The following is a 26,985-nucleotide window of genomic DNA, read 5'->3' as shown; positions in this document are numbered from 1 at the left end:
CCGTCGGGCCGGACCTGTCAGACCGGCGCAACTTGGCGGCCGCGGATGAGCCGGCCGGGTCGCGCATCGGTGGGCACGCCGTTCTCGGCGATGACTTCGCCGGAGACGATGGTCGCGACATAGCCGTCCGCGGCCTGGTCGAGGCGACGGCCGCCGCCGGGCAGATCGTGAGCGACGACCGGCCGGTGCAATCGCAGTCCCGCCTGGTCGATGACGTTGAGATCGGCCTTGTAGCCGACGGCGATCCGGCCGCGGTCGGCCAGACCCGCGACCTGGGCGGGCACCGAGGTGAGCTCGCGGACGGCAGCTTGCACGCTCATGCGGCCGGTGGCCCGATCGCGAACCCAGTGCGTGAGCAGATAGGTGGGGAAGCTCGCGTCGCAGATCATCCCGTAGTGCGCGCCGCCGTCGCCGAGGCCGAGCACGACGTCGTCGCGGCGGATCAGCTCGGCGACCGTGTCCAGCGAGTTGTCGCGGAAGTTGGCCAACGTCACGAGCAGCATGGCGTGCCCGTCGTCGTCGAGCACGCGGTCATACGCCTCCTCGAGCGGGCTCACGCCGCGGGCACGGGCCCGTGCGCCGATGGAATTGGCCGGGTCTGGTTCGTAGTCGGGTGCGTCGCCGAGCGGGTACATGTAGTCCCAGGCCTGCACGGCGAACATCAGCGGGTGCCCGTCGCTTGCCGGTGAGTCGGCCAGAATCCGTTGGCGGACTTCGGGTTTGCGCATCTCGGCGACCCGCTCCGCGAGTGGCAGATGCGCGATCTCGCGATAGCTCGGGTACAGCACGAACGGATTTCCCGACAGTTCGAGGCCCAGCACGAGCCCGATGGGCCGCGGGAAGATCTGGGCGGTGATGAAAGGACCGTCCGCTCCGGCGTTCTCATTGGCCTTCTCGACCATCCGCAGCGCATCGAGGAAGAACGGCGGGCCCGCGTTGCCGATCGCCAGCGTGAACGTGACGGGCAGGCCGACGTCGGCGGCCACATCGAACACCGTCTGAAGTGCGGGCTCGTAATCGCCGGCCACCAGATCCGGCACGAACTGGATGAGCCCGCCGCCGGCGTCGTCGACTCCGCGGGCGATCGCCTCGATCTCGGCGTAGCCCGCGTCGTAGCTCGGAATCGGTTGGCCGCTTTCGGTTTTGTGGATGGTCAGCCGCGACGACGCGAAGCCGAGTGCACCGCATCGCACGGCCTCGGCCGCGAGCTTGCGCATCAGCGCCAGATCCTCGTCGGTGGCGGCTTCGCGGTCGACGCCGCGCCTGCCCATCACGTACACGCGCAGCGGCGAGTGCGGAAGGAACGCTGCGACGTCAATGTCGCGACGCCCCGCGTCCAGCGCGTCGAGGAATTCCGGGAACGTTTCCCATGTCCACGGAAGTCCGTCGACCATCACGACTCCCGGGATGTCCTCCACGCCTGCCATGACGTCGACGAGCACGTCGTGATCGTCGGGCCGGCACGGCGCGAACCCGACGCCGCAGTTGCCCATGACCGCTGTCGTCACGCCGTGCGCGGAGGACGGCGTGAGCCGGTCGGACCAGATCGCCTGGCCGTCGTAATGGGTGTGCAGGTCCACGAACCCCGGCGTGACGAGCAGGCCGGTCGCATCGATCTCGCGCTCGGCCGCCCCGGCCACGGACCCCACCTCGACGATGACGCCGTCGCGTACCGCGACGTCGCCGATGAACGGTTCGCCGCCCAGTCCGTCGACGATCAGGCCACCGCGGATACATACGTCGTAGGTCATCTAACAAACCTACGACCACCTGTCGGTGTCGCGTGCCAGGATCGAGCGCGTGATCGATCATTTCGGAATCAACTGCGCAGACTTCGCCAAGTCGAAGGAGTTCTACGACGCGGTCCTGGGCGTGCTGGGCTACACGCGTCAGATGGACTACGACGTGGCCATCGGTTACGGCAAGGACGGGCATCCCGCCTTCTGGATCGCCGATATCAGTGCCGGTGCCGCCGGCGGGCCCAACCGCGAGATCCATGTGGCGTTTCACGCGTCCGGCGTCGATGTGGTCACCGAGTTCTACGAGACCGCGCTGAAGCTGGGTGCCGAGCCGCTGCACGCACCACGCCTGTGGCCCGAGTATCACCCCGGGTATTTCGGCGCGTTCGTCCGCGACCCGGACGGCAACAACGTCGAGGCCGTTTTCCACGGGGCCCCGCCGCAATAGCGCCTACAACGTGCTGATCGCGGTGATGAGCCACGCACCGTTGATCTGCGCGAGCTCGACCCGGATGGCCAGCTGCGCCTCCGTCTTGGTCTTGTTGCTTGTCGAGGCGACGGTCTGGTCGACGAACGTCAGCACCTGAGCCTTGTCGGCCGACAAGGTTTCGATCGCGGCGTTGCGAACGGTCGCGGTCTGCGTGACGCCGTTGGACCGGGCGATGGCCGTCTTCGAGCGCATCTGTTCGCGGTAGTTGTCGACGGCCTTGCCGGTCAGCAGTGAAGCGAGGTCATCGACGTCGTCATCGTCGGTTCTCGGCGTGTAACTCAGCAGCTTCTCGAGGTTGGCGGTCGCCAACTCCAGCACCTCGTCGCGCGCGGCGGTCTCGTCGGCGACCGGTGTCGGTGCCGGCCGGTTCTTGTCCATCAATTGCCACGTGCCGAGCCCGAGCGCAACCGCTATGCCCACGACGAGGCTGCCAACCAGAACCACCCATCCCGTCCGGCGCTGCATCAGTCCACGAACTCCATCTTCGAGGCCTTGTAACCGTCGCCGACCTTGACCATCGTGATTTCGAGCCGCTGGACGGCGTCCTCGCGCGGGGCATTGGTGTTGTACGTCGTTTTCGTGGTGACACTGACCAGCACCACGGCCTCGTCGGTCGTGAACGATTCGACACCGGCGCCGGTCACGTCGGCCTCGGTCTCTTTGCCCTCGTCGACCGTGCCCTGCTTCATCTTCGCCGAACCACTGCGCAGCCGGTCCTGGAATTCACCGGTCGTCTGATCGATCACGCGCTCGATGTCAGCGTCGACGGTGTCGGCATTCACGGTGACGAGATCGACCGCCAGGGTCTTAGCCGCGTCGACGTAGGGCTGCCATTGTGGGGTGGTGCTCGCCGTCGGGGCGCTGCGGAGGAACTGGGTGGCGGCAAAGCCGATCGCGCATGCCAACAACACACCGAGCACGGCGGGCACGAGAGTCCTTGCCGCGCTGCGCTTCTGTCGCGGGCGGGGTTGCAGTGCGGGAGGCGTGAACGACCAGGCCGCCGCAGGGGGCGGCGTGCTGATCGACGGGCTACTGATGTGCGGCGCAGGCGGTTGCGGCGCAGGAGCCGGTGGCGGCGACGGCGGTGAGACGACCGGCCGCGCGGTGCTCGCCACGGGCGGACGTGGCGCGGGTTTGGGAGCGGCGTTCGCGAGCGCGTTGGCGAAATCACTGCACTGGGCGTAGCGCTCGGCCGGATTCTTGGCCAGGCCCTTGGCCATCACGTCGTCGAGGTGGGCGAGTTCTGGGCGTGAGTCGCTCAGGCGTGGCGGCGGTTCGCTGAGGTGCTTGCTGATGACGACGGCCGCGTTCGAGTGGTGGAACGGCGAGCGTCCGGTCAGGAGATGAAATGCGCTGGCAGCCAGGGCGTATTGATCGGCCCGGCCGTCCATGTCCTGCCCCAGCAGCTGCTCGGGTGCGGAATAGGCCATCGAACCGACCGCCATGTTGGTGGCGGTCAGGCCGCTGATGTCGTCGACGCGGCGCGCAACACCGAAGTCCGCCAAGAGAATTCGGCGTCTCGTACGCACGCGGGGAGCGGTATCGGCATGGTCCCCGGATCCGGTCAGCAGGATGTTCGCCGGCTTGACATCGCGGTGCAAGAGGTTGCGGGTGTGGGCGTAATCGAGCGCGTCGGCGATTGCCGTGACGATCTCGATCGCCTCGGGTAACGGCATTCCGGTCGGATGGTGTTCGCGGACGAACCGTGACGCGTCGGTGCCGTCCACATAATCCATGGCGATCCAGAGCTGACCGTCGCTCTCGCCGCGGTCGTGCAGGCCGACGATATGGGGATGCCACAACAGGGCGGCGATGTCGGCTTCCCGATTGAACCGCTGCCGGTACTGCGTGTCGCCGGTCAGCGAGGTCGGCAGGATCTTGAGCGCGTCCTGACGGGGCAGCCGCGGATGCTGCGCCAGATACACCTCGCCCATGCCGCCGGAGCCGAGCAAACGTTGAATCGTGTACCCGGCGAACACGTCACCGGTGTTCAGCGGCATGGCCGTGATAGTAGCGGTGACCGGGGACCTTTCCAGCGCGAGTAGCGTCAGGATCATGACCGCCGCCGATTCCGAAGCCGTCCGGGAGCTGTTGCGTGACGCGTTCACCCGGCTGATCGAGCACGTCGACGACCTCACCGAGGGGCTGACCGACGAGGTGTCGAGCTATCGGCCGACGCCGCAGGCCAACAGCATCGCGTGGCTGATCTGGCACAGTGCCCGATGCCAGGACCTGCAGCTGTGCGACATCGCGGGCGTCGAGCAGGTGTGGACCCGCGACGGATGGGTCGACCGGTTCGGCCTCGACTTGCCGCGCAACGACATCGGATACGGCCACCGGCCCGAGGACGTCGCCAAGGTGCAGGCACCGGCCGACCTGTTGGCCGGCTATTACCGAGCCGTGCACAAGGTCACGCTCGAGTACATCGCCACGGTCACCGCGGACGAGTTGGCGCGAGTCGTCGACACCAACTGGGATCCGCCGGTGACGGCGAGCGCACGGCTGGTCAGCATTGTCGACGATTGCGCACAGCATCTCGGCCAGGCGGCCTACTTGCGAGGAATCATCGGGAAATGACGCGCTGGTGGCCACCGGTCGCGATGGTCGCCATGTTGGTGCTGGGCGTGGCGGTGCGTCACGGACCGACCCCCGTCGACGGCTGGTTTCAGGCGTTGGGCCGCGACCTGGGTCCGTACCGCCGGACGTTCCTGTTGTTCACGGACTGGCGATGGCTGACGCCGGTGCTTCTGGCCGCGATCGTCGTGGTGCTGTGGCGCAGACAGTGGTGGCTTGCGGCGGCGATGGCCGTGAGCCCGCCGCTCGCGATTGCCGTGGCGCGGGCGTGCAAACACCTCTTCGGTCGGGAGAAGGGCGGTGCCCTGGCTTATCCCAGCGGCCACGCGACGTTCGTCGTCATGGTGATGGGGATGTTCTTGATCGCCGCCGGGTTCGCCGCATGGGCCGTTGCCGTGGCGGTCACCGTGAGCCTTCTCGGCATGTTCGGGCAGGCGATCACGCACCATTACTTCACCGATACGGTCGGCGCGGCGTTGCTGGCCACGTCGGTCGTCTGTCTGGTCTACGTCACGACCCGGCCCACACTTGACAGGTGTCAACCCCGGTGCGACGTGGGTCACAAACGGTGGTTAACATAGGGCGCATGACAGCGACGCCTGAAGTAGAACTGCCGGAGACCGGCACTATTCACAACCCTGCGACCGGCGCCGTCGCCGGCCAGGTGCGTTGGACCGATCCGGCCGATGTGCCGCGGATCGCGGCGGGCCTGCGGGCCGCGCAGAAGGAATGGGAGGCCCGCGGCGCGAAAGGCCGCGCCAAGGTGCTCGCCCGCTACGCCGTGTGGCTCGGCGACCACCGCGACGAGATCGAAAAGCTGCTGATCGCCGAGACCGGCAAGTCGGCAGTGGACGCGGCGCAGGAGGTGCCGCTGCTGCTGATGATCTTGTCGTACTACATCAAGACCGTGGAGAAGGCGATGGAGCCCGAGACCCGGCCCGCTCCGTTGCCGTTCCTGTCGATCAAGAAGATCGCCGTGCACTACCGCCCGCGCGCGGTCGTCGGCATCATCGCTCCGTGGAACTACCCGGTCGCCAACGCGATGATGGACGCCATCGGCGCACTCGCCGCCGGTTGCTCGGTACTGCTCAAGCCGTCCGAGCGCACCCCACTGACGGCCGAGGTGCTGCTGCGCGGCTGGTTGGACTCCGGCGCGCCGGAGGTGTTCGCACTCGCCCAGGGCGCCCGTGAGGTCTCCGAGGCCGTCATCGACAACTCCGACTACATCCAGTTCACCGGGTCCAGCGCGACCGGTGCCAAGGTGATGGAGCGCGCCGCGCGGCGGCTCACCCCGGTCAGCCTCGAGCTCGGCGGCAAGGATCCGATGATCGTGCTGGAGGACGCCGACGTCGAGCTCGCCGCGAACGCTGCGGTGTGGGGCGCGATGTTCAACGCGGGCCAGACGTGTGTGTCGGTCGAGCGGGCCTATGTTCTTGAGCCCGTCTATGACCAGTTCGTCTCGGCTGTCGTGAAAGCCGTGAACAACCTCAAGATGGGTGCGGGCGAGGGCTACGACTTCGGCGCACAGATCGACGAGAACCAGGTGGCCATCACCGAGCGGCATGTGAACGAGGCGATCGCGGCCGGGGCCAAGGCGTTGACCGGTGGCAAGCGGTATGACGGGACGGGCAGTTTCTACCCGCCCACGGTTCTCGTCGACGTCGATCACTCGATGTCCTGCATGACCGAGGAGACGTTCGGCCCGACCCTGCCGATCATGAAGGTGTCCTCGGTCGAGGAAGCTGTCCGGCTTGCCAACGACAGCCAGTACGGCTTGAGCGCCTCGGTGTTCTCCAAGGACACCGACCGGGCGAAAGCCGTTGCATTGCAGTTGGATTGTGGAGCGGTCAACGTCAACGACGTGATCTCGAACCTGATGTGCACCACCGCGCCGATGGGCGGATGGAAGACGTCGGGCATCGGCGCGCGGTTCGGCGGCGTCGACGGCGTTCGCAAGTTCTGCAAGCAGGAGACCGTCGTGGTGCCCCGCACCAATGTCGGTGCCGGCGGCAACTACTACAACAACTCCCACAAGGCGTTGGCGCGGATGAACAAGCTCATGACCAAAATGGCGCTGTCGCGCCCGCGGCGCAAGGCCAAGTAGGAGAGGGGTAACTCGCCACCGGCCGTTCACTGCGGTGTCACCTTGGCTTCTGCCGGGGCCGATACTTTCGGCCGGTGACTCTGGACTCCACTGGCTACGCCGTCCGCGACGACGATGACGACGACCCTGAGCTGCTGCTTCTTCCGAGCGGCGAAGTCGTCGACACCTGGCGCGAGGGCTATCCGTACGACGAGCGGATGAAGCGCAACGACTACGAGGAGCAGAAGCGACTGCTCCAGATCGAGTTGCTGAAACTGCAGAAGTGGAGTCAGGCCAACGGCCACCGGCACGTCATCGTGTTCGAGGGCCGCGACGCCGCGGGCAAGGGTGGCACCATCAAGCGGTTCATGGAGCACCTCAACCCGCGCGGTGCTCGCGTCGTCGCGCTGGAGAAACCCACCGAGAAGGAACGCACTCAGTGGTATTTCCAGCGCTACGTCGGCCACTTGCCCGCCTCCGGTGAGATCGTGCTGTTCGACCGGTCCTGGTACAACCGCGCCGGTGTCGAGCGAGTGATGGGCTACTGCACACCCAAGCAGCATGCGGAGTTCATCCGCCAGGCCCCGCTGTTCGAGCAGATGCTGGTCAACGACGGCATCAGCCTCACGAAGCTGTGGTTTTCGGTGACGCAGTCCGAGCAGCGCACGCGCTTCACCATCCGCCAGGTCGATCCGGTGCGCCAATGGAAACTCTCCCCGACCGATCTTGCGTCGCTGGACAAATGGGATGACTACACCGCGGCCAAGGAAGACATGTTCGCCTGGACCGACACCGAAACCGCGCCGTGGACTGTGGTGAAGAGCAACGACAAGAAACGCGCCCGTATCAACGCCATGCGTTACGTGCTCGGTAAGTTCGACTACGACAACAAGGACCATGAGGTGGTCGGCCATGCCGATCCACTCATCGTGGGGCGTGCGCTCTCGGATTGATCCCCGGTGCCGCCCCGGCTAGGAGGGCGGCGTGCGGTTTGTGACGACGCTGTTCCTGTGGGTGCTGACGACGGCTCTGCTCGCGGTGGCGGTACCGAGCGCGTGGGCGCAGAAGAACGTCATCGATCGCACCGGGTACTCGGCGTTCGCCGCGGCGGCCGCCAAGGACCCACAGCTGCAGCAGGCGGTCGCTGGTGAGCTCACCACCCAGGTGACCACATTGGCCGCGCAACGCGGCGCCGACGTGAATGCCGGCATGGTGCGCGGGGTGGCCAACGCCTACACCGCGGGTGAAGCGTTTCCCGGACAGTTCGCCAGGGCCAACGAAATCGCGCACACCTGGATGTTCACCGACCGGGTGGCTCGCGACGCCGACGGCGGCTGGGTGATCGATCTCGCGCCGATGCTGTCGGACACGTCGTTTCAACAGACCCTGGCGAACTTCGATGTCGAAGTGCCGCAGACACTTACGGTGCAGATCACGGCATCGCCGCCTGCCGGCCTGGAACCGGGGAAACTACGGTTGCTGGCGGTGTGGGGGCCATGGGTGAGTGTGGCGGCCGCGGTGCTCACCGGAGTCTTTGCCCTGCTGACGCTGGCTGCGGCCCGTTCCCGCGGCAAAACGCTTGCAGCGTTGGGTGTTTCGGCACTTCTCGTCGGTGCGGCCGGGTGGGCCGGGCTGGAGGCCGCACGTCGGTACATCAACGATGCGCTCAACCACACCAGCGGCGACATCCGCCAGATCGCCGATTCGATGGTCGGCCACGCAATCGGCAGCCTGCACCAGTGGCTCAACCTGACCCTCGCGGCCGGCGGTGGCCTTGTGGTGTTGGGCGTGATCGTGGCGATGCTGGGCGGCCTGCGCCGCCGGACGGACTGACAGTGACCTCACAGCGGTTGTGGGGTAAGTCGAGCTGATCGGCTGCCGCTAATCACATGACGGCCCGCGAACGCGGGTCCTCGTGTGAGGAGGCAGACGCATGACGACCTTGGTGCGGCCATTCGGCGCGTGGGAGCGGTTCTTCTACCGCTACAACGAAAACAATCAGGTGCAATTCTCGGTGGTTGTCGAATTCGCGGTCCCATTCGAAGAGACCATGGTGCGTGCCGCGCTCGATGCTGTTCAGCGGCGCTACCCGGTGTTGTCGGCGCATGCCGAGGATCGGCCCGGGACGCGGTTGGGCTTCTACCGTGCTGCCGAGGCTTCGCCAATCCCGCTTCGGGTTGTCCGCCACGATCGCACCGACTGGCAGTCTGCGGTCACCGAGGAACTGATCCAACCGCTGGGTGGTGCCGGGAACCCTCTCATCCGCGCCGTGCTGATCACCGACGCCACCACGTCGACCGTTGTCCTGACGTTCGATCACACTGCCTCAGACGGGATATCGGCAACGTTGGTGATCGACAGCCTGGTGGCCGCGCTCAACGGCAGGCAGTTGAACGAATTGCCGGTGGCCGAGCCGGTGGAGGACGTGATCAACCGCGTCGTGCCCACTGCGCAGTTCGATGTCCCGCCGGTCGATCCCCGCATGGGTATTCCGGCCAAGATCCGTCCTTTCGACGGCACGGCTCCCGACATCGCGGCGATCGAGCTGAGCGGTGCGGAGACCGACCGGCTGGTGAAGCGGTGCCGCGTCGAACACACCACGGTGCACGCCGCAATCCTGGTGGCCCAGAGCCTGGTACGAGCCGAAGAGCTCGGCGAGAACTTCGTTCGCGTGTTCAGCCCCATCAACGTCCGGGAGACGGTGGGAGTGGGGGAGGTCTACGGGCTCTACATCGGCGGTGCGCTGAACGGGGTTGCGGTCGACGGCGATGTCGCATTCTGGGACCGGGCCCGCGCGGTCAGCGCCGAACTCGCGATATGCCGATCGGCGCATGCGGTTGCCGCAGTGACCGCGCGAGTGCAGGACAGTATCACGATCGATGCGGAAGCCGTTGACGCGGAACACTTCCTGACCGAATCGCTGCCGTCGGAATTGTTGATCACGAACCTCGGAGCGCGAGATCTCACCGCCACCGGGCCGATCGCCCCGGTCGCGGTGTGGGGGCCCGTGGTGCACGAGCAGTTCGCCGGCGAGTATGTCACGGGTATCGTCACGTATCGGGGCAGGCTGCGTATGGTCACGTGCGCGTACACGCCGCCTGGCGGCTTCCTGGCTGGCATGCGGGCCCTGCTGATGACCGAATGCGGATGACGCGACCTGCGTCAATTCGCTTGAGGGAGATAGCCGTTGGCGGCAAGGCAGTGATGAAGTTTCCGCCGTGCATCGAATATCGCTTTGTGTATGGCGTTTCGGCTGATCCCCAGCTCGTCGACCAGGACGTCGAGCGGGGTTTCGTCGACCACGACGGCGACGAACAGCCGACGCTGATGTTGTGTCATGGTCTGCTCGATGGCCTGCTTGATGACGGTGAGCAACTCAAGTCCCTCGGCGTACGACGCGGGATCGACCAGCGTCCGGTTCGGTATCCGGGTCCAATCCTCATCTGACAGTGCCGCCATTGGGACGCGCCAGTGATGGCGGTTGAGCTTCTCCGACACCTCCAACGCGACGAAGCGATACGCCCATGTGGTGAACCGGCTTTCGCCGCGGAAGCTGACCAACTTGGCCAGTACCGCAAGAAGCGCGTCAGCGGCGGCCTGCTCGGCGATGTCGTCGAGTTCCCGCCCGGTGACGGGTGTTCGGGCCGCACGTCGGCGGACCTCGCGGCGCGCGACCCGCACGAGCACGCCGAACAGGCGGTTGATCCCGTCTTCGCGTTCGGTGCCATGGCCGCACAGGGAGCGCATCCACCGAACCGTATCGGGATCACGGTCGAGCCCGAGGGGACAACGTGAGGGCGAATCGATGGTCACGCATCCGAGAAACGTTATGCGTCGACGTCCGGTTCGATGACGTGCGACGGGTCGGGCCTGCGCTCCGGCGGTGCCTGGCTGTAGTCGCCCCACGGCCCGTCACGGCGCTCGACTGCGGCGCGCACGCCGTCGTGCGCAGCGGTGCCGATGAAACTCAGCGCGTCGGGGGTGTTGCGCATCAAGCCGTCGAGGATGCCGCCGAGCGTCTGGGTGGAGGCCAGGCCCATGTTCTCGTAGGCCTGATTGACGATGAGCTTCTGGGCTTGCAGCTGGGACAACGGGATTCGCGCCAGCTTGCCCGCAACCTCGGCCACCCGGGCCTCAAGGTGCTCGAACGGAACGGATTCATTGATGAGTTCCACTGCGGCGGCTTCTTTTCCGGTGAGCGGCTCACCGGTCAGCGAATGCCACTTCACCTTCGCCAGGCTCAGCCGGTACAGCCACATTCCGGTGAGGTAGGCACCCCACATGCGCGCATACGGGGTGCCGATGACCGCGTCGTCACTCGCGATGACGATGTCGGCGCACAGCGCATAGTCACTCGCACCGCCCACGCACCAGCCGTGCACCTGGGCGATCACCGGTTTGGACGCGCGCCAGATGGCCATGAACTTCTGGGTCGGCCCGGTCTCGCGGGCGCTGACCATCGCGAAGTCCTTGCCCGGGTCCCAGCGGCCGTCGGTGTTCATCGCTGCACCCCAATGCTGGAAGCCGCCGCCGAAGTCGTATCCGCCGGAGAATGAGCGGCCGGCACCCCGCAGCACGATCACCTTGATCTCCGGGTCGCGCTCGGCCAGGCCGATGGCCTTCTCGATCTCATCGGGCATCGGCGGCACGATCGTGTTGAGCTGCTCGGGCCGGTTCAGCGTGATGGTCGCTATCGGAGCAGCCGTGCGGTAGAGCAGTGTTTCGAACTCGTGGGCCATGGAAGCAGTCGAGCCACTTCGGCCCGTGAAGTCAAGAGTCGTCGTGGCGCTGGCGGAAGTTCTGGAACGCAACCGCGAGGCGGACGTCGGTCGGTGTCCGGTCCTCTTTGAGGCTCGATTCGGTGACGGCCAGGGCGATGAGTACGTCGGCCGCGGTGATGAACAAGCCGAACCAGTACATCCATTTGAGGCCTGGTTCGGGTTGGACGGCGAAGTAGACGACGAGGAAGATGGGCCCGACGATGCCGAATATCAGGGTCATGCCCTGGATCGCGAGATAACGCCGGAATGCGTGCATCGGGGTCAGCATAACGGCGCGGGAACGCTCCGGCGTGGTGTCCGGCGCGCCGGCTATCCGCCGAGCATCCGCCACAGGAACTCGTAGGTCAGCGCCGCCTTGAACGCGGCCTGCTTGTTGTCGGCGGCGCCGCCGTGCCCACCTTCGATGTTCTCGTAGTAGTACACGCGGTGGCCGGCCGCCTGCAGTGCGGCGGTCATCTTCCTGGCGTGGCCCGGGTGTACGCGGTCGTCGCGGGTCGAGGTCGTGATCAGGATGGGCGGATACCGGCGGTCGCCCGAGATGTTCTGGTAAGGCGAGTATTTGGAGATGAACTCCCAGTCGGCCGGATCATCCGGGTCGCCGTACTCGGCCATCCATGAGGCACCGGCGAGCAGCAGGTGGTACCGCTTCATGTCGAGCAGCGGCACGCTGCACACCAGCGCACCGAACAACTCCGGATACTGCGTGAGCATGACACCCATGAGAAGTCCGCCGTTGCTGCCGCCGGACGCACCGAGCTGCTCGACGGTCGTGATGCCGCGTCGCACCAGATCGGCGGCGACAGCCGCGAAGTCCTCGTACACCAGGTGCCGGTTCTCCCGCATCGCCTGGGTGTGCCAGCGCGGCCCGTACTCGCCTCCGCCGCGGATGTTGGCCATGACGTACGTGCCGCCGCGGGTCAACCAGCCCCGGCCGAGTCCGCCGGCATAGCTGGGGGTCAGCGAGTTCTGGAATCCGCCATATCCGTAGAGCCACGTCGGTGCGGGGGTGGAGCGCTGCCCGACCACGAAATACGGGATGGCCGTGCCGTCGGCCGACGTCGCGAAATACTGGGCGACATCGATGCCGTCGGCGTCGAAGAACGATGGCGCGGACTTGAGCTGTTCCAGTGCGCCACCCGCGGTTCCGTGCAGCAGTCTCGACGGTGTGGTGAATCCGCTTGTGTCATAGAAGACTTCGTCGCCGAATGGGTCAGTGTCCACCACGACGGTCTCGTCGGACGCCGGGATGCCGGGGGCGTCCACGCGTTCCCAGGTTCCCGGCGTGACGATCTCGATGTGGCTGGCGACGTCGCGCCGCGTGACCAGCACGAGCTTGTCTTTCGTCCAGCTGGCGCCGGACAGGCAGCTGTGCTCATCCGGTTCGTACACGACGGTGAGATCACGTTCACCGGAGAGGAAGTCGTCGAATTTGGTGGCCAGCAGGCTGCCGGCGGTATAGGTGACATCGCCGATCTGCCAGTCCGTCCGCAGTGAGATCAGCATCCACTCGCGGTGCGTCGCCGTCGTCGCGTCGGTGGGAACATCGATGGGAATCAGTGCGCCGTCGCGGAGTTCGTAGCGGATGCGGTTGTAGAAGTCGGTGTACCGGCCCAGCCTGGTGTGCTCATAACCGGGCGTACGGTCGACGCCGGCGATGACCCGCACGTCCGTCGGTTCGGCCTCATAGACCGTTTCGGCATTCTCGAGCGGCTCGCCACGGCGCCAGCGCTTGGCGATACGCGGATAGCCGGACTCGGTCATCGAACCCTCACCGAAATCGGTGCACACCAGCACGGTGTCCTCGTCCTCCCATGACACCGAGGACTTCGCCTCCGGCAGCTCGAAGCCGCCGTCCACGAACTGCTTTGTCCGCATGTCGAATTCACGAACCACCGTGGCGTCGGCGCCGCCGCGGGACAGGCTTATCAACGCGAGCGTGTGTTCGGGTTCGATCACCTCGGGGCTCGACCACACCCAGTTCTCGTCCTCGGCGCGCGCGAGTTCGTCGACGTCGATCAGCACCTCCCACTGCGGATCATCGGTGCGGTAGCTGTCCAATGTGGTGCGCCGCCACAAGCCGCGGGGATTGGCCTCGTCGCGCCAGAAGTTGTACAGATGGTCCCCGCGCCTACCCACATAGGGGATGCGGGCGTCGGTGTCGAGCACCTCGAGCACCTCGGCGCGCAACTCCTCGAAACGGTCGCCGCCGAGCTCGGCCAGCGTCGCGTCGTTGTGGGCGCGTGCCCACTCCAGCGCGTCCTCGCCGGTGATGTCCTCGAGCCACAGATATGGGTCGTCTGCCATCACCCCATTGTGGCCGTGGGCGTAGTGTGAGCTGCGTAACACCGCTTACGAGGAGTCGATGATGACCGTGTTTTCCCGCCCTGGTGCTGCCGACGCCCTGATGTCATTCGAATCGCGCTACGACAACTACATCGGTGGTGAGTGGGTCGCGCCAGTCGATGGCCGGTATTTCGAGAACCCGACTCCGGTGACGGGTCAGGTGTTCTGTGAGGTGGCGCGCTCGACCGAGGCCGATATCGAGAAGGCTCTGGATGCCGCGCATGCGGCGGCGCCGGCGTGGGGTAAGACCGCGCCTGCCGAGCGGGCGGTGATCCTCAACAAGATCGCCGATCGCATCGAGCAGAACCTGGAGTCGATTGCGTTGGCGGAGTCGTGGGACAACGGCAAGCCGATCCGCGAGACCCTCAATGCCGATATTCCGTTGGCGGTCGACCACTTCCGTTACTTCGCCGGGGCGATCCGCGCGCAGGAGGGAAGCCTCAGCCAGGTCGATGAGGACACGGTTGCCTATCACTTCCATGAGCCGTTGGGTGTGGTCGGCCAGATCATCCCGTGGAACTTCCCGATCCTGATGGCGGTGTGGAAGCTGGCTCCGGCGCTGGCTGCCGGTAACGCCGTGGTGCTCAAGCCCGCCGAGCAGACGCCGGCCTCGGTGCTGTACCTGTTCAGCCTGATCGGTGATCTGTTGCCCGCGGGTGTGGTCAACATCGTCAACGGGTTCGGGGTCGAGGCGGGCAAGCCGCTCGCGTCGTCGAATCGGATCGCCAAGATCGCATTCACCGGTGAGACCACCACGGGCCGGTTGATCATGCAGTACGCGAGCCAGAACCTGATCCCGGTCACGCTGGAGCTGGGCGGCAAGTCGCCGAACATCTTCTTCAACGACGTGATGGCGGCGGGGGACGACTTCCAGGATAAGGCGCTTGAGGGATTCACGATGTTCGCGCTGAACCAGGGTGAGGTCTGCACGTGCCCGTCGCGTTCGCTGATCCAGGCTGACATCTATGACGAGTTTCTGGAACTGGCCGCGATCCGCACGAAGGCTGTGCGCCAGGGCGATCCGCTCGACACCGAGACCATGATCGGCTCGCAAGCGTCCAACGACCAGTTCGAGAAGATCCTGTCCTACATCGAGATCGGCAAGAGCGAGGGTGCTCGCGTCGTCACCGGTGGCGAGCGCGCCGACCTCGGCGGTGACCTGTCCGGCGGCTACTACGTGCAGCCGACGGTGTTCGAGGGCAACAACAAGATGCGGATCTTCCAGGAGGAGATCTTCGGTCCCGTGGTGGCGGTGACGTCGTTCACCGATTACGACGACGCGATCTCGATCGCCAACGACACCCTCTACGGTCTGGGTGCGGGCGTGTGGAGCCGTGACGGCAACACCGCCTACCGCGCAGGCCGCGACATCAAGGCCGGCCGCGTGTGGACCAACTGCTATCACGCCTATCCCGCACATGCGGCGTTCGGTGGCTACAAGCAGTCGGGCATCGGTCGTGAGAACCACAAGGTGATGCTCGACCACTACCAGCAGACCAAGAACCTGCTCGTCAGCTACAGCAACAAGGCCCAGGGCTTCTTCTAAAGCGCCCAGCGTCGGCTTGTGTGCGAGAAATCGCGTAGAACTCGCACACAAGCCAACGTTCGAAAGGAAAACATGACCAGTCGAGCCCTGATCACCGCGGCCGCCGCCGACCTCCTCGGGACCCTGCAGGAACGCCACGGCGCGTTGATGTTTCACCAGTCCGGCGGGTGCTGCGATGGATCGTCGCCCATGTGCTATCCCGATGGGGATTTCATCGTCGGCGACCGGGACATCCTGCTCGCGGTCCTCGACGTCGGCGACGGCGTGCCGGTGTGGATCTCGGGCCCGCAGTTCGAGGCGTGGAAGCACACCCAGCTCGTGATCGACGTGGTTCCCGGCCGGGGCGGAGGCTTCAGTCTGGAAGCCCCCGAAGGCATGCGCTTCCTGTCGCGCGGCCGGGCATTCACCGACGCCGAGAATCAGGAGCTGGCCGGTCAGCCCCCCATCACCGGGGCGCAGTACGCCGACGGCGCGCGGCCGGTGCGGGCGGGCAGCTTAATCGTCGCCGAAGCCGAAGAGGCGTGCCCGATTCCGGGACGCTAGCGCGCTCACGGAGTCTTCTGCAGCGTGAACTGGACGACGTCCACCTGGCGCCGCCGGAACAGTTTCGCGCAGCCCGTCAGGTACTTCATGTACCGCTCGTAGACCTCTTCGGACTGGATCGCGATGGCCTGCTCCCGGTTGGCCTCCAGGTTGGCCGCCCAGATGTCGAGAGTCTTGGCGTAGTGCGGTTGCAGCGACTGCTTGCGGGTCACCGTGAACCCGGCCTTGGTGGCGAGCTCGTCCACCATGGGAATTGACGGTAGCTGCCCGCCCGGGAAGATCTCGGTGAGGATGAACTTGATGAACCGGGCCAACTCGAACGTGACCGGGATACCGAGCTCCTGTGCATCCTTCGGATGGATTCCGCAGATGGAGTGCAGCAACATCACTCCGTCGGCAGGCAGGGCCCGATACGTCTTGGCGAAGAACGCGTCATAGCGATCGCGCCCGAAGTGCTCGAACGCGCCGATGGACACAATGCGGTCGACGGGCTCGTCGAACTGCTCCCAGCCCTCCAACAGCACCCGCCTGCTGCGCTCGGTGTCCATGCCATCGAACATCTGCTTGACGTGTGCGGCTTGGTTTTTCGACAGCGTCAGCCCCACCACGTCGACGTCGTAGCGCTCGATCGCGCGGCGCATCGTTGCGCCCCAACCACAGCCGATGTCGAGCAACTTCATACCCGGCTCGAGGCCGAGCTTGCCGAGCGCGAGGTCGATCTTGGCGAGCTGCGCCTCCTCCAGCGTCATGTCGTCGCGTTCGAAATATGCGCAGCTGTAGGTCTGGGTCGGGTCCAGGAACAGGCGGAAGAAGTCGTCCGAGAGGTCATAGTGAGCTTGGACGTCGGCAAAGTGGGGGGTCAGCTTTGGCATAGTGCGGGCACCTTCCTGTGGACGCCATTCGCCCACATCAAGCATTCGAAGCCGACAGCGGCGCGGATCACCTCGACCAGATACCCGGTTCGGCACGCCGTCAAGCTGCCGCGGAAGATGCGTCAACTGGCGTTATCGTCAAATAGTGATCCCGCTGCCACGGGCGTGGCTGCTGACCAGCGCAATGCTGGTCGGCACGGCGGTCGGGCTCGTTGCCGGGGTGGCCTCGACGGTGTTTGTGACCGCAACTATTCGTCCTGACGTCGTGATCGCCATCGTCGTCGGCGTACCCGGCGTGCTTGGCATGCTGCTGATCGTGTCGTCCGGGCGGCGCTGGATCACGGCGCTCGGCGCCTTCGTTCTCGCGCTCGCACCCGGCTGGTTCGGGGTACTCGTTGCGATGCAGGCGGCCTCCGGTGGCTGACGATTCGGACACGGCGACCGCGCCGTTCACGCCGTCCTTCGACACCGGAGGTCTAAAGACCCCGGTGCTCGAACACCAGGACGAGCTGCCCTCCGAGCCGCTGCCCGCGCCCGCACCGCCGATGGAGGTACCGAGCACCTACCAGTACCTGGGGCGCTGGTCGTTCGTCCTCGTCGTGGCCGGGGTGTGGATCGTCGCAGGCGCGGCCGGCCTGGGTCTCTATCACTTCTGGTTCGGGGCGGTCGACAAAACCTGGCCGGTGTTCCTGGTGTTCGGCTATGTCGTCATCACCACGGTGGCCGGGCTGCTGGCGGCGATGGCGCAGCGCAAACCACTGGTCTCGGCGTTGGCCATCGCCCTGATGTCGGCCCCGCTGGCCTCCGTGGCTGCGGCGGCCGTGTTGTACGGCGCTTACGTCTTCGGATGGATCGCCCGGTAGAAAGATTGCCGCGCCCACTAGGGTGGGAGCGTGACCCACTTTGACGTCGTCGTTCTCGGAGCCGGTCCCGGTGGATACGTCGCGGCCATTCGCGCCGCCCAGCTGGGGCTGAATACCGCCATTGTCGAACCCAAGTACTGGGGCGGCGTGTGCCTCAACGTCGGGTGTATCCCGTCGAAGGCGCTGCTGCGCAACGCGGAGATCGCCCACATCTTCAACAAGGAAGCCAAAACCTTCGGCATCAGTGGTGAAGCCACGTTCGACTACGGCGCGGCATTCGACCGCAGCCGCAAGGTCGCCGACGGCCGGGTCGCCGGTGTGCACTTCCTGATGAAGAAGAACAAGATCACCGAGATCCACGGGTACGGGAAGTTCACCGGGCCCAACAGCCTTGAGGTCGAATCGAGCGAGGTCGGCCAAGAAGGCCCGGTGAAGGTCGAGTTCGACAACGCGATCATCGCCACCGGATCGTCCACTCGGCTCGTGCCCGGTACCTCGCTCTCCGACAACGTGGTCACCTACGAGACCCAGATCCTCTCGCGCGACCTGCCCGGGTCGATCATCATCGCCGGCGCCGGTGCCATCGGCATGGAGTTCGCCTACGTGCTGAAGAACTACGGCGTCGACGTGACCATCGTCGAGTTCCTGCCGCGGGCCCTGCCCAACGAGGACGCCGAGGTCTCCAAGGAGATCGAGAAGCAGTACAAGAAGCTGGGCGTGAAGATCCTCACCGGCACCAAGGTCGAGGGGATCGTGGATGAAGGGGCTGATGGCCCGGTCCGCGTCACCGTCAGCAAGGACGGAAAGTCCGAAGAGCTCAAGGCCGACAAGGTGCTGCAGGCCATCGGCTTCGCGCCGAACGTCGAGGGCTTCGGCTTGGAGAAGGCCGGCGTCGCGCTCACCGACCGTAAGGCGATCGGGATCGACGACTACATGCGCACCAACGTGCCGCACATCTACGCGATCGGCGATGTCACGGGCAAGCTGCAACTCGCCCACGTGGCCGAGGCGCAGGGTGTCGTCGCCGCCGAAACCATCGGCGGCGCAGAGACTTTGCCGCTCGGCGACTACCGGATGATGCCGCGCGCCACGTTCTGCCAGCCGCAGGTGGCCAGCTTCGGCCTCACCGAAGAACAGGCCAAGGAAGAGGGCTACGACGTTAAAGTCGCCAAGTTCCCGTTCACCGCGAACGGCAAGGCGCACGGCCTGGCCGACCCCACCGGCTTCGTCAAGCTGATCGCCGACACCAAGTACGGTGAGCTGCTCGGTGGGCACCTGATCGGGCCGGACGTCTCCGAGTTGCTGCCCGAGCTGACGCTCGCCCAGAAGTGGGATCTGACGGTCAACGAGCTGACCCGCAACGTGCACACCCACCCGACGCTGTCGGAGGCGTTGCAGGAGTGCTTCCACGGCCTGGCCGGCCACATGATCAACTTTTGAGAAACGAAATCGTCGCCGGTATAGCCGGATTGGTGGTCGGTCACATCCTGTGGCTGGCCGCCATCACGTTGGCGACCGACAGCTCGAGAGTCACCCGGTGGGTGTTGGTGGTCGCCGGACTGTCGTTCGCGGGCGCTCTGGCGGCCGCCTGGTTCGGCTGGCGTAAATACCAGGACAAGTCGCTCGTGTGGGCGGCGTTCCTGTGGTGCCTGCCGGTCTCGCCCGTGCTGTTCTCGCTCGGCGTGCTCGGGGTGACCTACCTCTAGTCCGGGAAGTCGAGCGGCATCCGGAGCGTGGTCATCGTGGCGGCCAGGCCGTCGTATTGCGCTGCCAGCATGCAGAATTCGATGAGCTGCTGCTTGGTGAGGTGCTTCGACAGCGTCGCCCACGTCTCCGAGGACATCGAGCGCGTGACGACGAATTCGTCTGTCGCGGTGATGAGTACGCGCTGGCGATCGGTCAGTCCCTCGGCATCGGGACCCTCGAATATCCTGGCCTGCGTTTCGGCGTCCACGCCGCGGCTGCGGGCCAGCCTGCGGTGCTGCTGCAGCTCGTACTCACAATCTCGCAGATGCCCGACCCGCAGGATGATCAGCTCGGCATCCTTGCGGGGCAGCTTGCCGAGCGGGCCGAGCAACACCCCGGAATACGGCAGCCAGGCCAGGAACAGCAACTTGTGCTGTCCCAGCACGTTGAAGAGCGTGAACCTCGGGGCTCGGATGGCCCGGGCGCCAAGCTTGGCGATGGCCCAGTTGATCGGTCCCAGCTCCCGAAATCCGCCTGGCGCGATACGGGCAGGCTCTAATGCGCTCACTCAACCGAGTCTGGCACAGGCAAGCCGTCAGGACTGCTTCACCAGATACGGCGACACAGTTGACCGGTGCTCGTCGAGATCGAGGGCCCGGCCGAGGGCGGGGAAGGCGCGTTGCGGGCAGTTGTCGCGTTCACACACCCGGCAGCCCGACCCGATCGGTGTGGCGACCTCACCGGACAGGTCGAGGCCTTCCGAATAGACGAGTCGGTGGGCGTGGCGCAGTTCGCAACCGAGCCCGATCGCGAACGTCTTGCCCGGCTGCCCGTATCGCGAGGCGCGACGTTCCACGGTGCGCGCGACCCACATGTAGTTGCGGCCGTCGGGCATCTGGGCGATCTGCACCCCGATCTTGCCCGGGTTGCCGAACGTCTCGTAGACATTCCACAGCGGACAGGTTCCGCCCGAGGACGAGAAGTGAAAACCGGTGGCGGACTGCCGCTTTGACATGTTGCCCGCGCGGTCGACGCGGACGAACGAGAACGGCACGCCGCGCATCGACGGGCGCTGCAGCGTGGAGAGCCGGTGCGCGATGGTCTCGTAGCTCACCGAGTAGAACGCCGAGAGCCGCTCGACGTCGTAGCGGAAATTCTCGGCGACGTCGTGGAACTGCCGATAGGGCAGCACCGTTGCCGCGGCGAAGTAGTTGGCCAGGCCCAGCCGTGCGAGCGTGCGTGACTCGTCACTGGTGAACATGCCTTCGTCGACGAGCTTGTCGATGAGGTCGCCGAACTCCAGGTAGGCGAGCTCGGCGGCCATCTTGAACACCTGCTGGCCGCGGGAGAGGTGATTGCCCATCTCCAGCGTCTTGGTGGCGGGGTCGAAGCGGTGCAGGACGGTGTCGCCCAGATCGATGCGCCGAACGATGCGAACGTTGTGCACGGTGGTCAGCCGATTCGACAGCTCACCTGCCAGGTCGCCGCGGTTCATTCGAATACGGGCGGTCAGGTCCTCGGCCGCGGTGTCGAGTTCGTGCAGATAGTTCTGGCGTTGGTAGAAGTAGTCACGCACCTCTTCGTGCGGCATGGTGATCGATCCACTGCCGCTGCCGTCGGAGTACCTGTCTTCGGTCGCGGCGGCGAGCTGGGTCGTCGTCAGCCGGTAGCGCCGGTGCAAGTTGACCATCGCTCTGGCCAGATTGGGATGCGCGGCGACCATGTCGGCGATCTCGCTGAGCTCGACGTCCACGCCGAAGTCGCGGTCCATCGTCGCTTCGCGCAGTTCGGCGACCAGCCGGGTGTCGTCCTGGGACGCGAAAAAGGTCGCGTCCACGCCGAACACCTCGGTGATGCGAAGCAGGACCGCAACCGTCAGCGGGCGGACATCGTGCTCGATCTGGTTGAGGTAGCTGGGAGAGATCTCGAGCATCTGCGCCAGCGCCGCCTGGCTGAATCCACGCTCGCTTCGCAGCTGTCGCACTCGTGAGCCGACGAAGGTTTTTGCCACGTCAAACAGGCTAACAACGTTGCAAAGAGTTGACTTCGCATTCTTGGCAGATTGGTACTTAGGGCTGCGTCGAGACGCCTGGCATGATCGCCCTAGGCCACCGAATGGGGAGATTTAGATGACGGGCACCGAGGGCAAGCCGACGACCGGACTGGGCAAGACGATGATGCCGGTGCCCGATCCTCATCCCGACGTCTTCGACCGCCAATGGCCCTTGCGGGTGGGCGATATCAACCGGGTCGGCCGGCTGCGGTTCGACGCCGCGTGCCGCCACATCCAGGACATCGGCTCCGATCAGCTGCGCGAGATGGGCTTCGAGGAGACCCACCCGCTGTGGATCGTCCGGCGCACGATGATCGACCTGATCCGGCCCATCGAATTCCAGGACATGCTGCGGATGCGGCGGTGGTGTTCGGGGACGTCGAACCGGTGGTGCGAGATGCGCGTGCGCATCGATGGCCGCAAGGGCGGGCTCATGGAGTCCGAGGCGTTCTGGATCAACATCAACCGCGAGACGCAGGGGCCCGCCCGTATCTCCGATGACTTCCTCGAGGGCCTGCGACGCACCACCGACGAGGCCCGGCTGAGATGGAAGGCCTATCTGAAGGCAGGCAGTCGTGAAGACGCCAACGAGATCCGCGAATATCCCGTCCGGGTGTCCGACATCGACCTGTTCGACCACATGAACAACTCGGTGTACTGGACGGTCATCGAGGACTACCTACACACCCATCCGGAGCTCCTCGAGCAGCCGCTGCGGGTGACGATCGAACACGACGCTCCGGTCGCGCTCGGCGACAAGCTCGAGATCATCTCGCACACGCACCCGCCCGGTTCGACCGACAAGTTCGGGCCCGAGCTCACGGACCGGACTGTTACAACGCTCACATATGCGGTCGGCGAGGAGACAAAAGCCGTCGCTTCTCTGTTCGCGCTCTGAATCCATCAGGTTTAACAGTACGAGCGTACTGACCAGCGAAAACTGGTTACTCGGCGGTAGCTTCTGAACCGGTACAGCCATCATATTTCTTCGCAAACTTTGCAAGTTAACGCAGCGGTTTGGCGAAAGTTGGCAACTGAAACGGGTGGACCTGCGGATATGTGCTGTGCCATCGTCGGATTAGCACAACAGTGAAGCTGCTGCGGCGTTAACAACCAACGACGCGTACGGCGCCGCAGCGACTTAACAACCAAAGGAGAAGTCCTATGTCGACCGTGGGCACCCCGAAATCACCGGAACAGATCCAGCACGACTGGGATCACAACCCCCGCTGGAAGGGCATCACCCGCACCTACACCCCGGCCGACGTCGTCGCACTGCAGGGTTCCGTCGTCGAGGAGGCCACCCTGGCCCGCCGCGGCGCCGAGGTGCTCTGGGAGCAGCTGCACGACATGGACTTCGTCAACGCGCTTGGCGCACTGACCGGCAACATGGCCGTCCAGCAGGTCCGCGCCGGCCTGAAGGCCATCTACCTGTCGGGTTGGCAGGTCGCCGGTGACGCCAACCTGTCCGGACACACCTACCCCGACCAGAGCCTCTACCCGGCCAACTCGGTGCCGCAGGTGGTCCGCCGCATCAACAACGCGCTGCTGCGCGCCGACGAGATCGCCAAGGTCGAGGGCGACACCTCGGTCGAGAACTGGCTCGCCCCGATCGTCGCCGACGGTGAGGCCGGCTTCGGTGGCGCGCTGAACGTCTACGAGCTGCAGAAGGCGATGATCGCCGCCGGTGTCGCCGGTTCGCACTGGGAAGACCAGCTGGCCTCGGAGAAGAAGTGCGGCCACCTCGGTGGCAAGGTGCTGATCCCGACGCAGCAGCACATCCGCACCCTGACCTCGGCCCGCCTCGCGGCCGACGTCGCCGACGTGCCGACCGTCGTCATCGCCCGCACCGACGCCGAGGCCGCCACCCTCATCACCTCCGATGTGGATGAGCGCGATCAGCCGTTCATCACCGGTGAGCGCACCGCCGAGGGCTTCTACCGGGTCAAGAACGGCCTGGAGCCCTGCATCGCCCGCGCCAAGGCCTACGCGCCGTACTCCGACCTCATCTGGATGGAGACCGGCACCCCGGACCTGGAGCTCGCCAAGAAGTTCGCCGAAGGCGTCAAGAGCGAGTTCCCTGACCAGATGCTGGCCTACAACTGCTCGCCGTCGTTCAACTGGCGCAAGCACCTCGACGACGCGACCATCGCGAAGTTCCAGAAGGAGCTCGGCGCGATGGGCTTCAAGTTCCAGTTCATCACGCTGGCCGGCTTCCACGCGCTCAACTACTCGATGTTCGATCTGGCCTACGGTTACGCCCGCAACCAGATGAGCGCTTACGTCGAGCTGCAGGAGCGCGAGTTCGCCGCCGAGGACCGTGGCTACACCGCGACGAAGCACCAGCGCGAGGTCGGCGCCGGCTACTTCGACCGCATCGCCACCACGGTGGACCCGACCAGCTCGACCACCGCGCTCGCGGGCTCGACCGAAGAGGGCCAGTTCCACTGACGATGCGTCCGCCGAGTGTGGGTCCTGTGTACAGATATCGCCGATAATCCGTGCACAGCGCCCACGGTCGCGGTCGTCAGGAGTTGACAGCGCAGGCCCCGCTCAGAATTCTTGGGCGGGGCCTGTCGCATGTTCGCGTATTGAGACGAAAGTGAGAACAGTGACCAATCCAATTGAACGAGTAGGGGTTATCGGCGCCGGGCAGATGGGTGCGGGTATCGCCGAGGTGTCCGCCCGTGCCGGCGTCGACGTACTCGTCTTCGAGACCACCGAAGCGCTCGTCACGGCCGGGCGCAACCGCATCACCAAGTCGCTCGAGCGCGGCGTCAGTGCCGGCAAGGTCACCGAGCGCGAGAAGGACGCCGCGCTGGCCAAGCTGACGTTCACCACCAAGATCGCCGACCTGGCCGACCGCCAGCTCGTGATCGAGGCGGTCATCGAGGATGAGGCCGTCAAGAGCAAGATCTTCGCCGAGCTCGATGAGGTCATCGCCGATCCGGACGCCGTCCTGGCGTCGAACACGTCGAGCATCCCCATCATGAAGCTGGCCGCAGCCACCAAGAACCCCAGCAGGGTCCTCGGCCTGCACTTCTTCAACCCGGTTCCGGTGCTGCCGCTGGTCGAGCTGGTCACCACGCTGGTCACCACCGATTCCGCCGCGGCCCGTGTCGAGGAGTTCGCCAGCACGGTCCTCGGAAAGCAGGTCGTCCGTTGTGCCGACCGGTCCGGCTTCGTGGTCAACGCGTTGCTGGTTCCGTATCTGCTCGCAGCGATCCGGATGGTCGAAGGCGGCTTCGCGACCATCGAAGATGTCGACAAGGCCGTTGTGGCCGGGCTCTCGCATCCGATGGGTCCGCTGCGGCTGTCCGACCTCGTCGGGCTCGACACGCTAAAGCTCATCGCGGACAAGATGTTTGACGAGTTCAAGGAGCCGCTGTACGCGGCGCCGCCGCTGCTGCTGCGCATGGTCGAGGCCGGGCAGCTCGGTAAGAAGTCGGGTCAGGGCTTCTACAAGTACTGAGCCCACCCGAGCTGGCACTTGACGCTTGTCTTAGCTAGTCTACCCACCGAAGGGCCTGCTGGCTGGGTCGTTGAGTCTGCGCGGACACGCGTCGGCCCAACCGTTGGGCGTCAGCAGAAGAGAAACGCAAAGGGTTACTAGTCGCATGTCACAAGTCGAGTCCGAACTGGCGCCGTATTACGAAGAGTCACAGTCCATCTACGACATCTCGAACGATTTCTTCGCGCTGTTCCTCGGTCCCACGATGGGCTACACCTGCGGGTACTACGAGCGTGAGGACATGACGCTCGATGAGTCGCAGAACGCCAAGTTCGACCTCGCGCTGGGCAAGCTCGACCTGAAGCCGGGCATGACGCTGCTCGACATCGGTTGCGGCTGGGGCGGTGCGCTGGAGCGGGCCGTCACGAAGTTCGACGTCAACGTGATCGGAATCACGCTGAGCAAGGCTCAGTCGGATTACGCCCGTGAGCGGCTGGCGAAGATCGAGACCGAGCGGACCGTCGACATCCGGCTGCAGGGCTGGGAGGAGTTCAACGAGCCCGTCGACCGCATCGTGTCGATCGGCGCGTTCGAGGCATTCAAGGCCGAGCGTTACCCGGTGTTCTTCGAGCGGGCCTACAGCATCCTGCCGGACAACGGAGGCCGGATGCTGCTGCACACGATCCTGGCTCACACGCAGCAGTTCTTCCGTGAGAACGGCATCAAGCTGACGATCAGCGACCTGAAGTTCATGAAGTTCATCGGCGAGGAGATCTTCCCCGGTGGGCAGCTGCCCGCGGTCGAGGACATCGAGAAGCTCGCCGACGGCTCGGGCTTCAAGTTGGAGCGCATTCACCTGCTGCAGCCGCATTACGCGCGCACGCTGGACATGTGGGCGTCCAACCTGGAGGCCGCCAAGGACGAGGCCATCGCCATGCAGGGGCAGGAGGTCTACGACCGGTACATGAAGTACCTGACCGGTTGCGCCGACTTCTTCCGCCGCGGTATCACCAACATCGGCCAGTTCACGCTGGTCAAGTAACGCCGACAGTACGGTTTATGACGGAATTCAAGCGAATTCCGTCATAAACCGTATTCTCGCCGCGGATAGCCCGCCTGATACAGGGCATTCCAAACCCGCGTCATGATCTCGGGTGCGCGATACCGCAGTTGGCGCGAGCTCACCCGCACGATCGTCCAACCACGTGCGGCCAGGAATTCCAGCCGGACGATGTCGCCATCGTGGATGTCCGGGTCGACCCAGTGTTGTTGTCCGTCGTATTCGACGCCGACCGTCCACTCGGGCCACCCCATATCGATACGCCGACGCGTCCGGCCCCACTCGTCGGTGACCGGTATCTGCGTGGCAGGGCGGGGGAGCCCGCCGCGGACCAACATCAGCCGTAGCCGGGTTTCCTGCGGAGATTCGGCCCCGGCGTCGGCCAGGCCGAGTGCACTGCGTAGCAGGCGGATACCGCGGGCCCCGGGGTAACGTTCAGCGATACGCACGACATCGGCCACCTGCCCGCGAGCGCTGTTGAGCAGCGCATCGATCTGGATGATCGCGGTGTCGAGCGGTTGACGTCGCCCTATGTCGTAGCAGGTACGCGCGACGTTGGTGCATGTCATACCGTCGACGACCCGTAGTTCGTCCTGCGCGATGACGCCGGTGTGGATCAGGATGCCAGGCGGCGAAGGCTGGCGGATACGAGCGAGTTCAGCCGGCGCGTCATCGGGCAGCCACTTGCTGCCCAATACCGCGGCAGCGGAGTATCCGGCCAGCGTTGCCGACCGTCCGGACCACAGCCAGGCGGCGAATGCCCGCGAACGTGCCGTGAGTGCGAAACCCTTTGGTGCATAGACATTCTGGTGCACCATGGTGTATTTCGCCCGTAGCATCTGCCGGGTCACGGCCCCGGCCGCCATTGCCTCGCTTCCGACGATGATCCCCACACCGATGT

General features: G+C 65.4%; 28 protein-coding genes. 17 read left to right on the top strand and 11 right to left on the bottom strand.

What is annotated here, in order from left to right; all coding sequences use genetic code 11:
* Positions 1-17: 17 nt before the first annotated feature.
* Positions 18-1,751 carry an N-acyl-D-amino-acid deacylase family protein gene (locus ACRCUN_RS01390; RefSeq protein ID WP_462139861.1) on the bottom strand — a complete coding sequence of 578 codons (1,734 nt, stop codon included), beginning with the start codon at positions 1,749-1,751 and terminating at the stop codon, positions 18-20.
* 49 nt (positions 1,752-1,800) lie between these two features.
* Between ACRCUN_RS01390 and ACRCUN_RS01385 the strand changes: the two genes are divergently transcribed.
* Positions 1,801-2,187: a VOC family protein gene (locus ACRCUN_RS01385; RefSeq protein ID WP_462139860.1), complete on the top strand. Its 387-nt coding sequence runs from the start codon at positions 1,801-1,803 to the stop codon at positions 2,185-2,187.
* Positions 2,188-2,190: 3 nt separating this feature from the next.
* Here ACRCUN_RS01385 and ACRCUN_RS01380 read toward each other — a convergent pair whose 3' ends face one another.
* Positions 2,191-2,694, bottom strand: a complete 504-nt coding sequence (locus ACRCUN_RS01380; RefSeq protein WP_462139859.1) for a hypothetical protein — start codon at positions 2,692-2,694, stop codon at positions 2,191-2,193.
* Positions 2,694-4,229: a serine/threonine-protein kinase gene (locus tag ACRCUN_RS01375; RefSeq protein ID WP_462140112.1), complete on the bottom strand. Its 1,536-nt coding sequence runs from the start codon at positions 4,227-4,229 to the stop codon at positions 2,694-2,696. The genes ACRCUN_RS01380 and ACRCUN_RS01375 overlap by 1 nt, the downstream gene beginning before the upstream one ends.
* Before the next feature lie 55 nt (positions 4,230-4,284).
* On the opposite strand from ACRCUN_RS01375, the gene ACRCUN_RS01370 reads away from it, so the two are divergent.
* The 6 genes from ACRCUN_RS01370 (at position 4,285) to ACRCUN_RS01345 (ending at position 10,037) form a co-directional block, all read left to right on the top strand.
* Complete coding sequence (locus ACRCUN_RS01370) at positions 4,285-4,806, top strand: mycothiol transferase (protein WP_462139858.1); 522 nt, start codon at positions 4,285-4,287, stop codon at positions 4,804-4,806.
* A complete protein-coding gene (locus ACRCUN_RS01365; protein ID WP_462139857.1) occupies positions 4,803-5,384 on the top strand; it encodes a phosphatase PAP2 family protein in 582 nt (193 codons plus the stop codon). The genes ACRCUN_RS01370 and ACRCUN_RS01365 overlap by 4 nt, the downstream gene beginning before the upstream one ends.
* 5 nt (positions 5,385-5,389) lie before the next feature.
* On the top strand, positions 5,390-6,907 hold the full coding sequence (locus tag ACRCUN_RS01360; protein WP_462139856.1) for an aldehyde dehydrogenase family protein: 1,518 nt from the start codon (positions 5,390-5,392) through the stop codon (positions 6,905-6,907).
* A gap of 74 nt (positions 6,908-6,981) precedes the next feature.
* On the top strand, positions 6,982-7,839 hold the full coding sequence (ppk2, locus tag ACRCUN_RS01355) for a polyphosphate kinase 2 (RefSeq protein ID WP_462139855.1): 858 nt from the start codon (positions 6,982-6,984) through the stop codon (positions 7,837-7,839).
* A 31-nt stretch (positions 7,840-7,870) separates the two neighbouring features.
* Entirely contained in the window at positions 7,871-8,719 is an 849-nt protein-coding gene (locus ACRCUN_RS01350; protein ID WP_462139854.1) for a hypothetical protein, read from the top strand.
* Between the two features lie 100 nt (positions 8,720-8,819).
* Positions 8,820-10,037, top strand: coding sequence for a peptide synthetase (locus ACRCUN_RS01345; protein WP_462139853.1), 1,218 nt, complete (start codon positions 8,820-8,822; stop codon positions 10,035-10,037).
* Between the two features lie 11 nt (positions 10,038-10,048).
* Here ACRCUN_RS01345 and ACRCUN_RS01340 read toward each other — a convergent pair whose 3' ends face one another.
* The 4 genes from ACRCUN_RS01340 to ACRCUN_RS01325 form a co-directional block, all read right to left on the bottom strand.
* The gene (locus ACRCUN_RS01340; protein WP_462139852.1) at positions 10,049-10,633 is read right to left on the bottom strand and encodes an RNA polymerase sigma factor; all 585 of its coding nucleotides are present in this window, start codon (positions 10,631-10,633) and stop codon (positions 10,049-10,051) included.
* Positions 10,634-10,713: 80 nt separating this feature from the next.
* The gene (locus tag ACRCUN_RS01335; RefSeq protein WP_462139851.1) at positions 10,714-11,625 is read right to left on the bottom strand and encodes a crotonase/enoyl-CoA hydratase family protein; all 912 of its coding nucleotides are present in this window, start codon (positions 11,623-11,625) and stop codon (positions 10,714-10,716) included.
* Positions 11,626-11,656: 31 nt separating this feature from the next.
* Positions 11,657-11,923: a hypothetical protein gene (locus tag ACRCUN_RS01330; RefSeq protein WP_462139850.1), complete on the bottom strand. Its 267-nt coding sequence runs from the start codon at positions 11,921-11,923 to the stop codon at positions 11,657-11,659.
* A 53-nt stretch (positions 11,924-11,976) separates the two neighbouring features.
* Positions 11,977-14,013 (bottom strand): prolyl oligopeptidase family serine peptidase, encoded by a 2,037-nt coding sequence (locus ACRCUN_RS01325; protein WP_462139849.1) that lies wholly within the window; start codon positions 14,011-14,013, stop codon positions 11,977-11,979.
* Positions 14,014-14,032: 19 nt separating this feature from the next.
* Here ACRCUN_RS01325 and adh point away from each other — a divergent pair, with 19 nt between their 5' ends.
* Together adh and ACRCUN_RS01315 are read left to right on the top strand one after the other, a co-directional pair.
* On the top strand, positions 14,033-15,556 hold the full coding sequence (gene adh, locus ACRCUN_RS01320; protein WP_462139848.1) for an aldehyde dehydrogenase: 1,524 nt from the start codon (positions 14,033-14,035) through the stop codon (positions 15,554-15,556).
* Between the two features lie 72 nt (positions 15,557-15,628).
* Complete coding sequence (locus tag ACRCUN_RS01315; RefSeq protein ID WP_462139847.1) at positions 15,629-16,099, top strand: DUF779 domain-containing protein; 471 nt, start codon at positions 15,629-15,631, stop codon at positions 16,097-16,099.
* Between the two features lie 5 nt (positions 16,100-16,104).
* On the opposite strand, the gene ACRCUN_RS01310 is transcribed toward ACRCUN_RS01315, so the two are convergent.
* Positions 16,105-16,971 (bottom strand): cyclopropane mycolic acid synthase family methyltransferase, encoded by an 867-nt coding sequence (locus tag ACRCUN_RS01310; protein WP_462139846.1) that lies wholly within the window; start codon positions 16,969-16,971, stop codon positions 16,105-16,107.
* A 145-nt stretch (positions 16,972-17,116) separates the two neighbouring features.
* Here ACRCUN_RS01310 and ACRCUN_RS01305 point away from each other — a divergent pair, with 145 nt between their 5' ends.
* Genes ACRCUN_RS01305 through ACRCUN_RS01290 form a run of 4 tightly spaced genes read left to right on the top strand, consistent with a single transcriptional unit; the run spans position 17,117 to position 19,540 of the window.
* Positions 17,117-17,395 carry a putative holin gene (locus ACRCUN_RS01305; protein ID WP_462139845.1) on the top strand — a complete coding sequence of 93 codons (279 nt, stop codon included), beginning with the start codon at positions 17,117-17,119 and terminating at the stop codon, positions 17,393-17,395.
* Positions 17,388-17,834 (top strand): hypothetical protein, encoded by a 447-nt coding sequence (locus tag ACRCUN_RS01300; RefSeq protein WP_462139844.1) that lies wholly within the window; start codon positions 17,388-17,390, stop codon positions 17,832-17,834. Before ACRCUN_RS01305 ends, ACRCUN_RS01300 begins: the two co-directional genes overlap by 8 nt.
* A gap of 30 nt (positions 17,835-17,864) precedes the next feature.
* Positions 17,865-19,274, top strand: coding sequence for a dihydrolipoyl dehydrogenase (lpdA, locus tag ACRCUN_RS01295; RefSeq protein ID WP_462139843.1), 1,410 nt, complete (start codon positions 17,865-17,867; stop codon positions 19,272-19,274).
* Positions 19,271-19,540 (top strand): hypothetical protein, encoded by a 270-nt coding sequence (locus tag ACRCUN_RS01290; protein ID WP_462139842.1) that lies wholly within the window; start codon positions 19,271-19,273, stop codon positions 19,538-19,540. The genes lpdA and ACRCUN_RS01290 overlap by 4 nt, the downstream gene beginning before the upstream one ends.
* Here the strand turns inward: ACRCUN_RS01290 and ACRCUN_RS01285 are convergent.
* Complete coding sequence (locus ACRCUN_RS01285) at positions 19,537-20,088, bottom strand: carboxymuconolactone decarboxylase family protein (protein WP_462139841.1); 552 nt, start codon at positions 20,086-20,088, stop codon at positions 19,537-19,539. The genes ACRCUN_RS01290 and ACRCUN_RS01285 overlap by 4 nt on opposite strands.
* 27 nt (positions 20,089-20,115) lie before the next feature.
* On the bottom strand, positions 20,116-21,531 hold the full coding sequence (gene ramB / locus ACRCUN_RS01280; RefSeq protein ID WP_462139840.1) for an acetate metabolism transcriptional regulator RamB: 1,416 nt from the start codon (positions 21,529-21,531) through the stop codon (positions 20,116-20,118).
* Between the two features lie 118 nt (positions 21,532-21,649).
* Between ramB and ACRCUN_RS01275 the strand changes: the two genes are divergently transcribed.
* The 4 genes from ACRCUN_RS01275 to ACRCUN_RS01260 all read left to right on the top strand — a co-directional run bounded on the left by ACRCUN_RS01275 (position 21,650) and on the right by ACRCUN_RS01260 (position 26,066).
* Positions 21,650-22,471 carry an acyl-ACP thioesterase domain-containing protein gene (locus ACRCUN_RS01275; protein ID WP_462139839.1) on the top strand — a complete coding sequence of 274 codons (822 nt, stop codon included), beginning with the start codon at positions 21,650-21,652 and terminating at the stop codon, positions 22,469-22,471.
* 266 nt (positions 22,472-22,737) lie between these two features.
* On the top strand, positions 22,738-24,024 hold the full coding sequence (gene aceA, locus ACRCUN_RS01270) for an isocitrate lyase (RefSeq protein ID WP_462139838.1): 1,287 nt from the start codon (positions 22,738-22,740) through the stop codon (positions 24,022-24,024).
* Positions 24,025-24,184: 160 nt separating this feature from the next.
* Complete coding sequence (locus tag ACRCUN_RS01265; protein WP_462139837.1) at positions 24,185-25,045, top strand: 3-hydroxybutyryl-CoA dehydrogenase; 861 nt, start codon at positions 24,185-24,187, stop codon at positions 25,043-25,045.
* 145 nt (positions 25,046-25,190) lie between these two features.
* Positions 25,191-26,066 (top strand): cyclopropane mycolic acid synthase family methyltransferase, encoded by an 876-nt coding sequence (locus ACRCUN_RS01260; protein WP_462139836.1) that lies wholly within the window; start codon positions 25,191-25,193, stop codon positions 26,064-26,066.
* Between the two features lie 41 nt (positions 26,067-26,107).
* Here ACRCUN_RS01260 and ACRCUN_RS01255 read toward each other — a convergent pair whose 3' ends face one another.
* Positions 26,108-26,950 carry an endonuclease domain-containing protein gene (locus tag ACRCUN_RS01255; protein ID WP_462140111.1) on the bottom strand — a complete coding sequence of 281 codons (843 nt, stop codon included), beginning with the start codon at positions 26,948-26,950 and terminating at the stop codon, positions 26,108-26,110.
* Positions 26,951-26,985: the final 35 nt, after the last annotated feature.

This window comes from Mycobacterium venezuelense (assembly GCF_054919535.1).
Note: the sequence above shows the minus strand (reverse complement) of the source record. Positions and strands in the feature narration are given on the sequence as shown.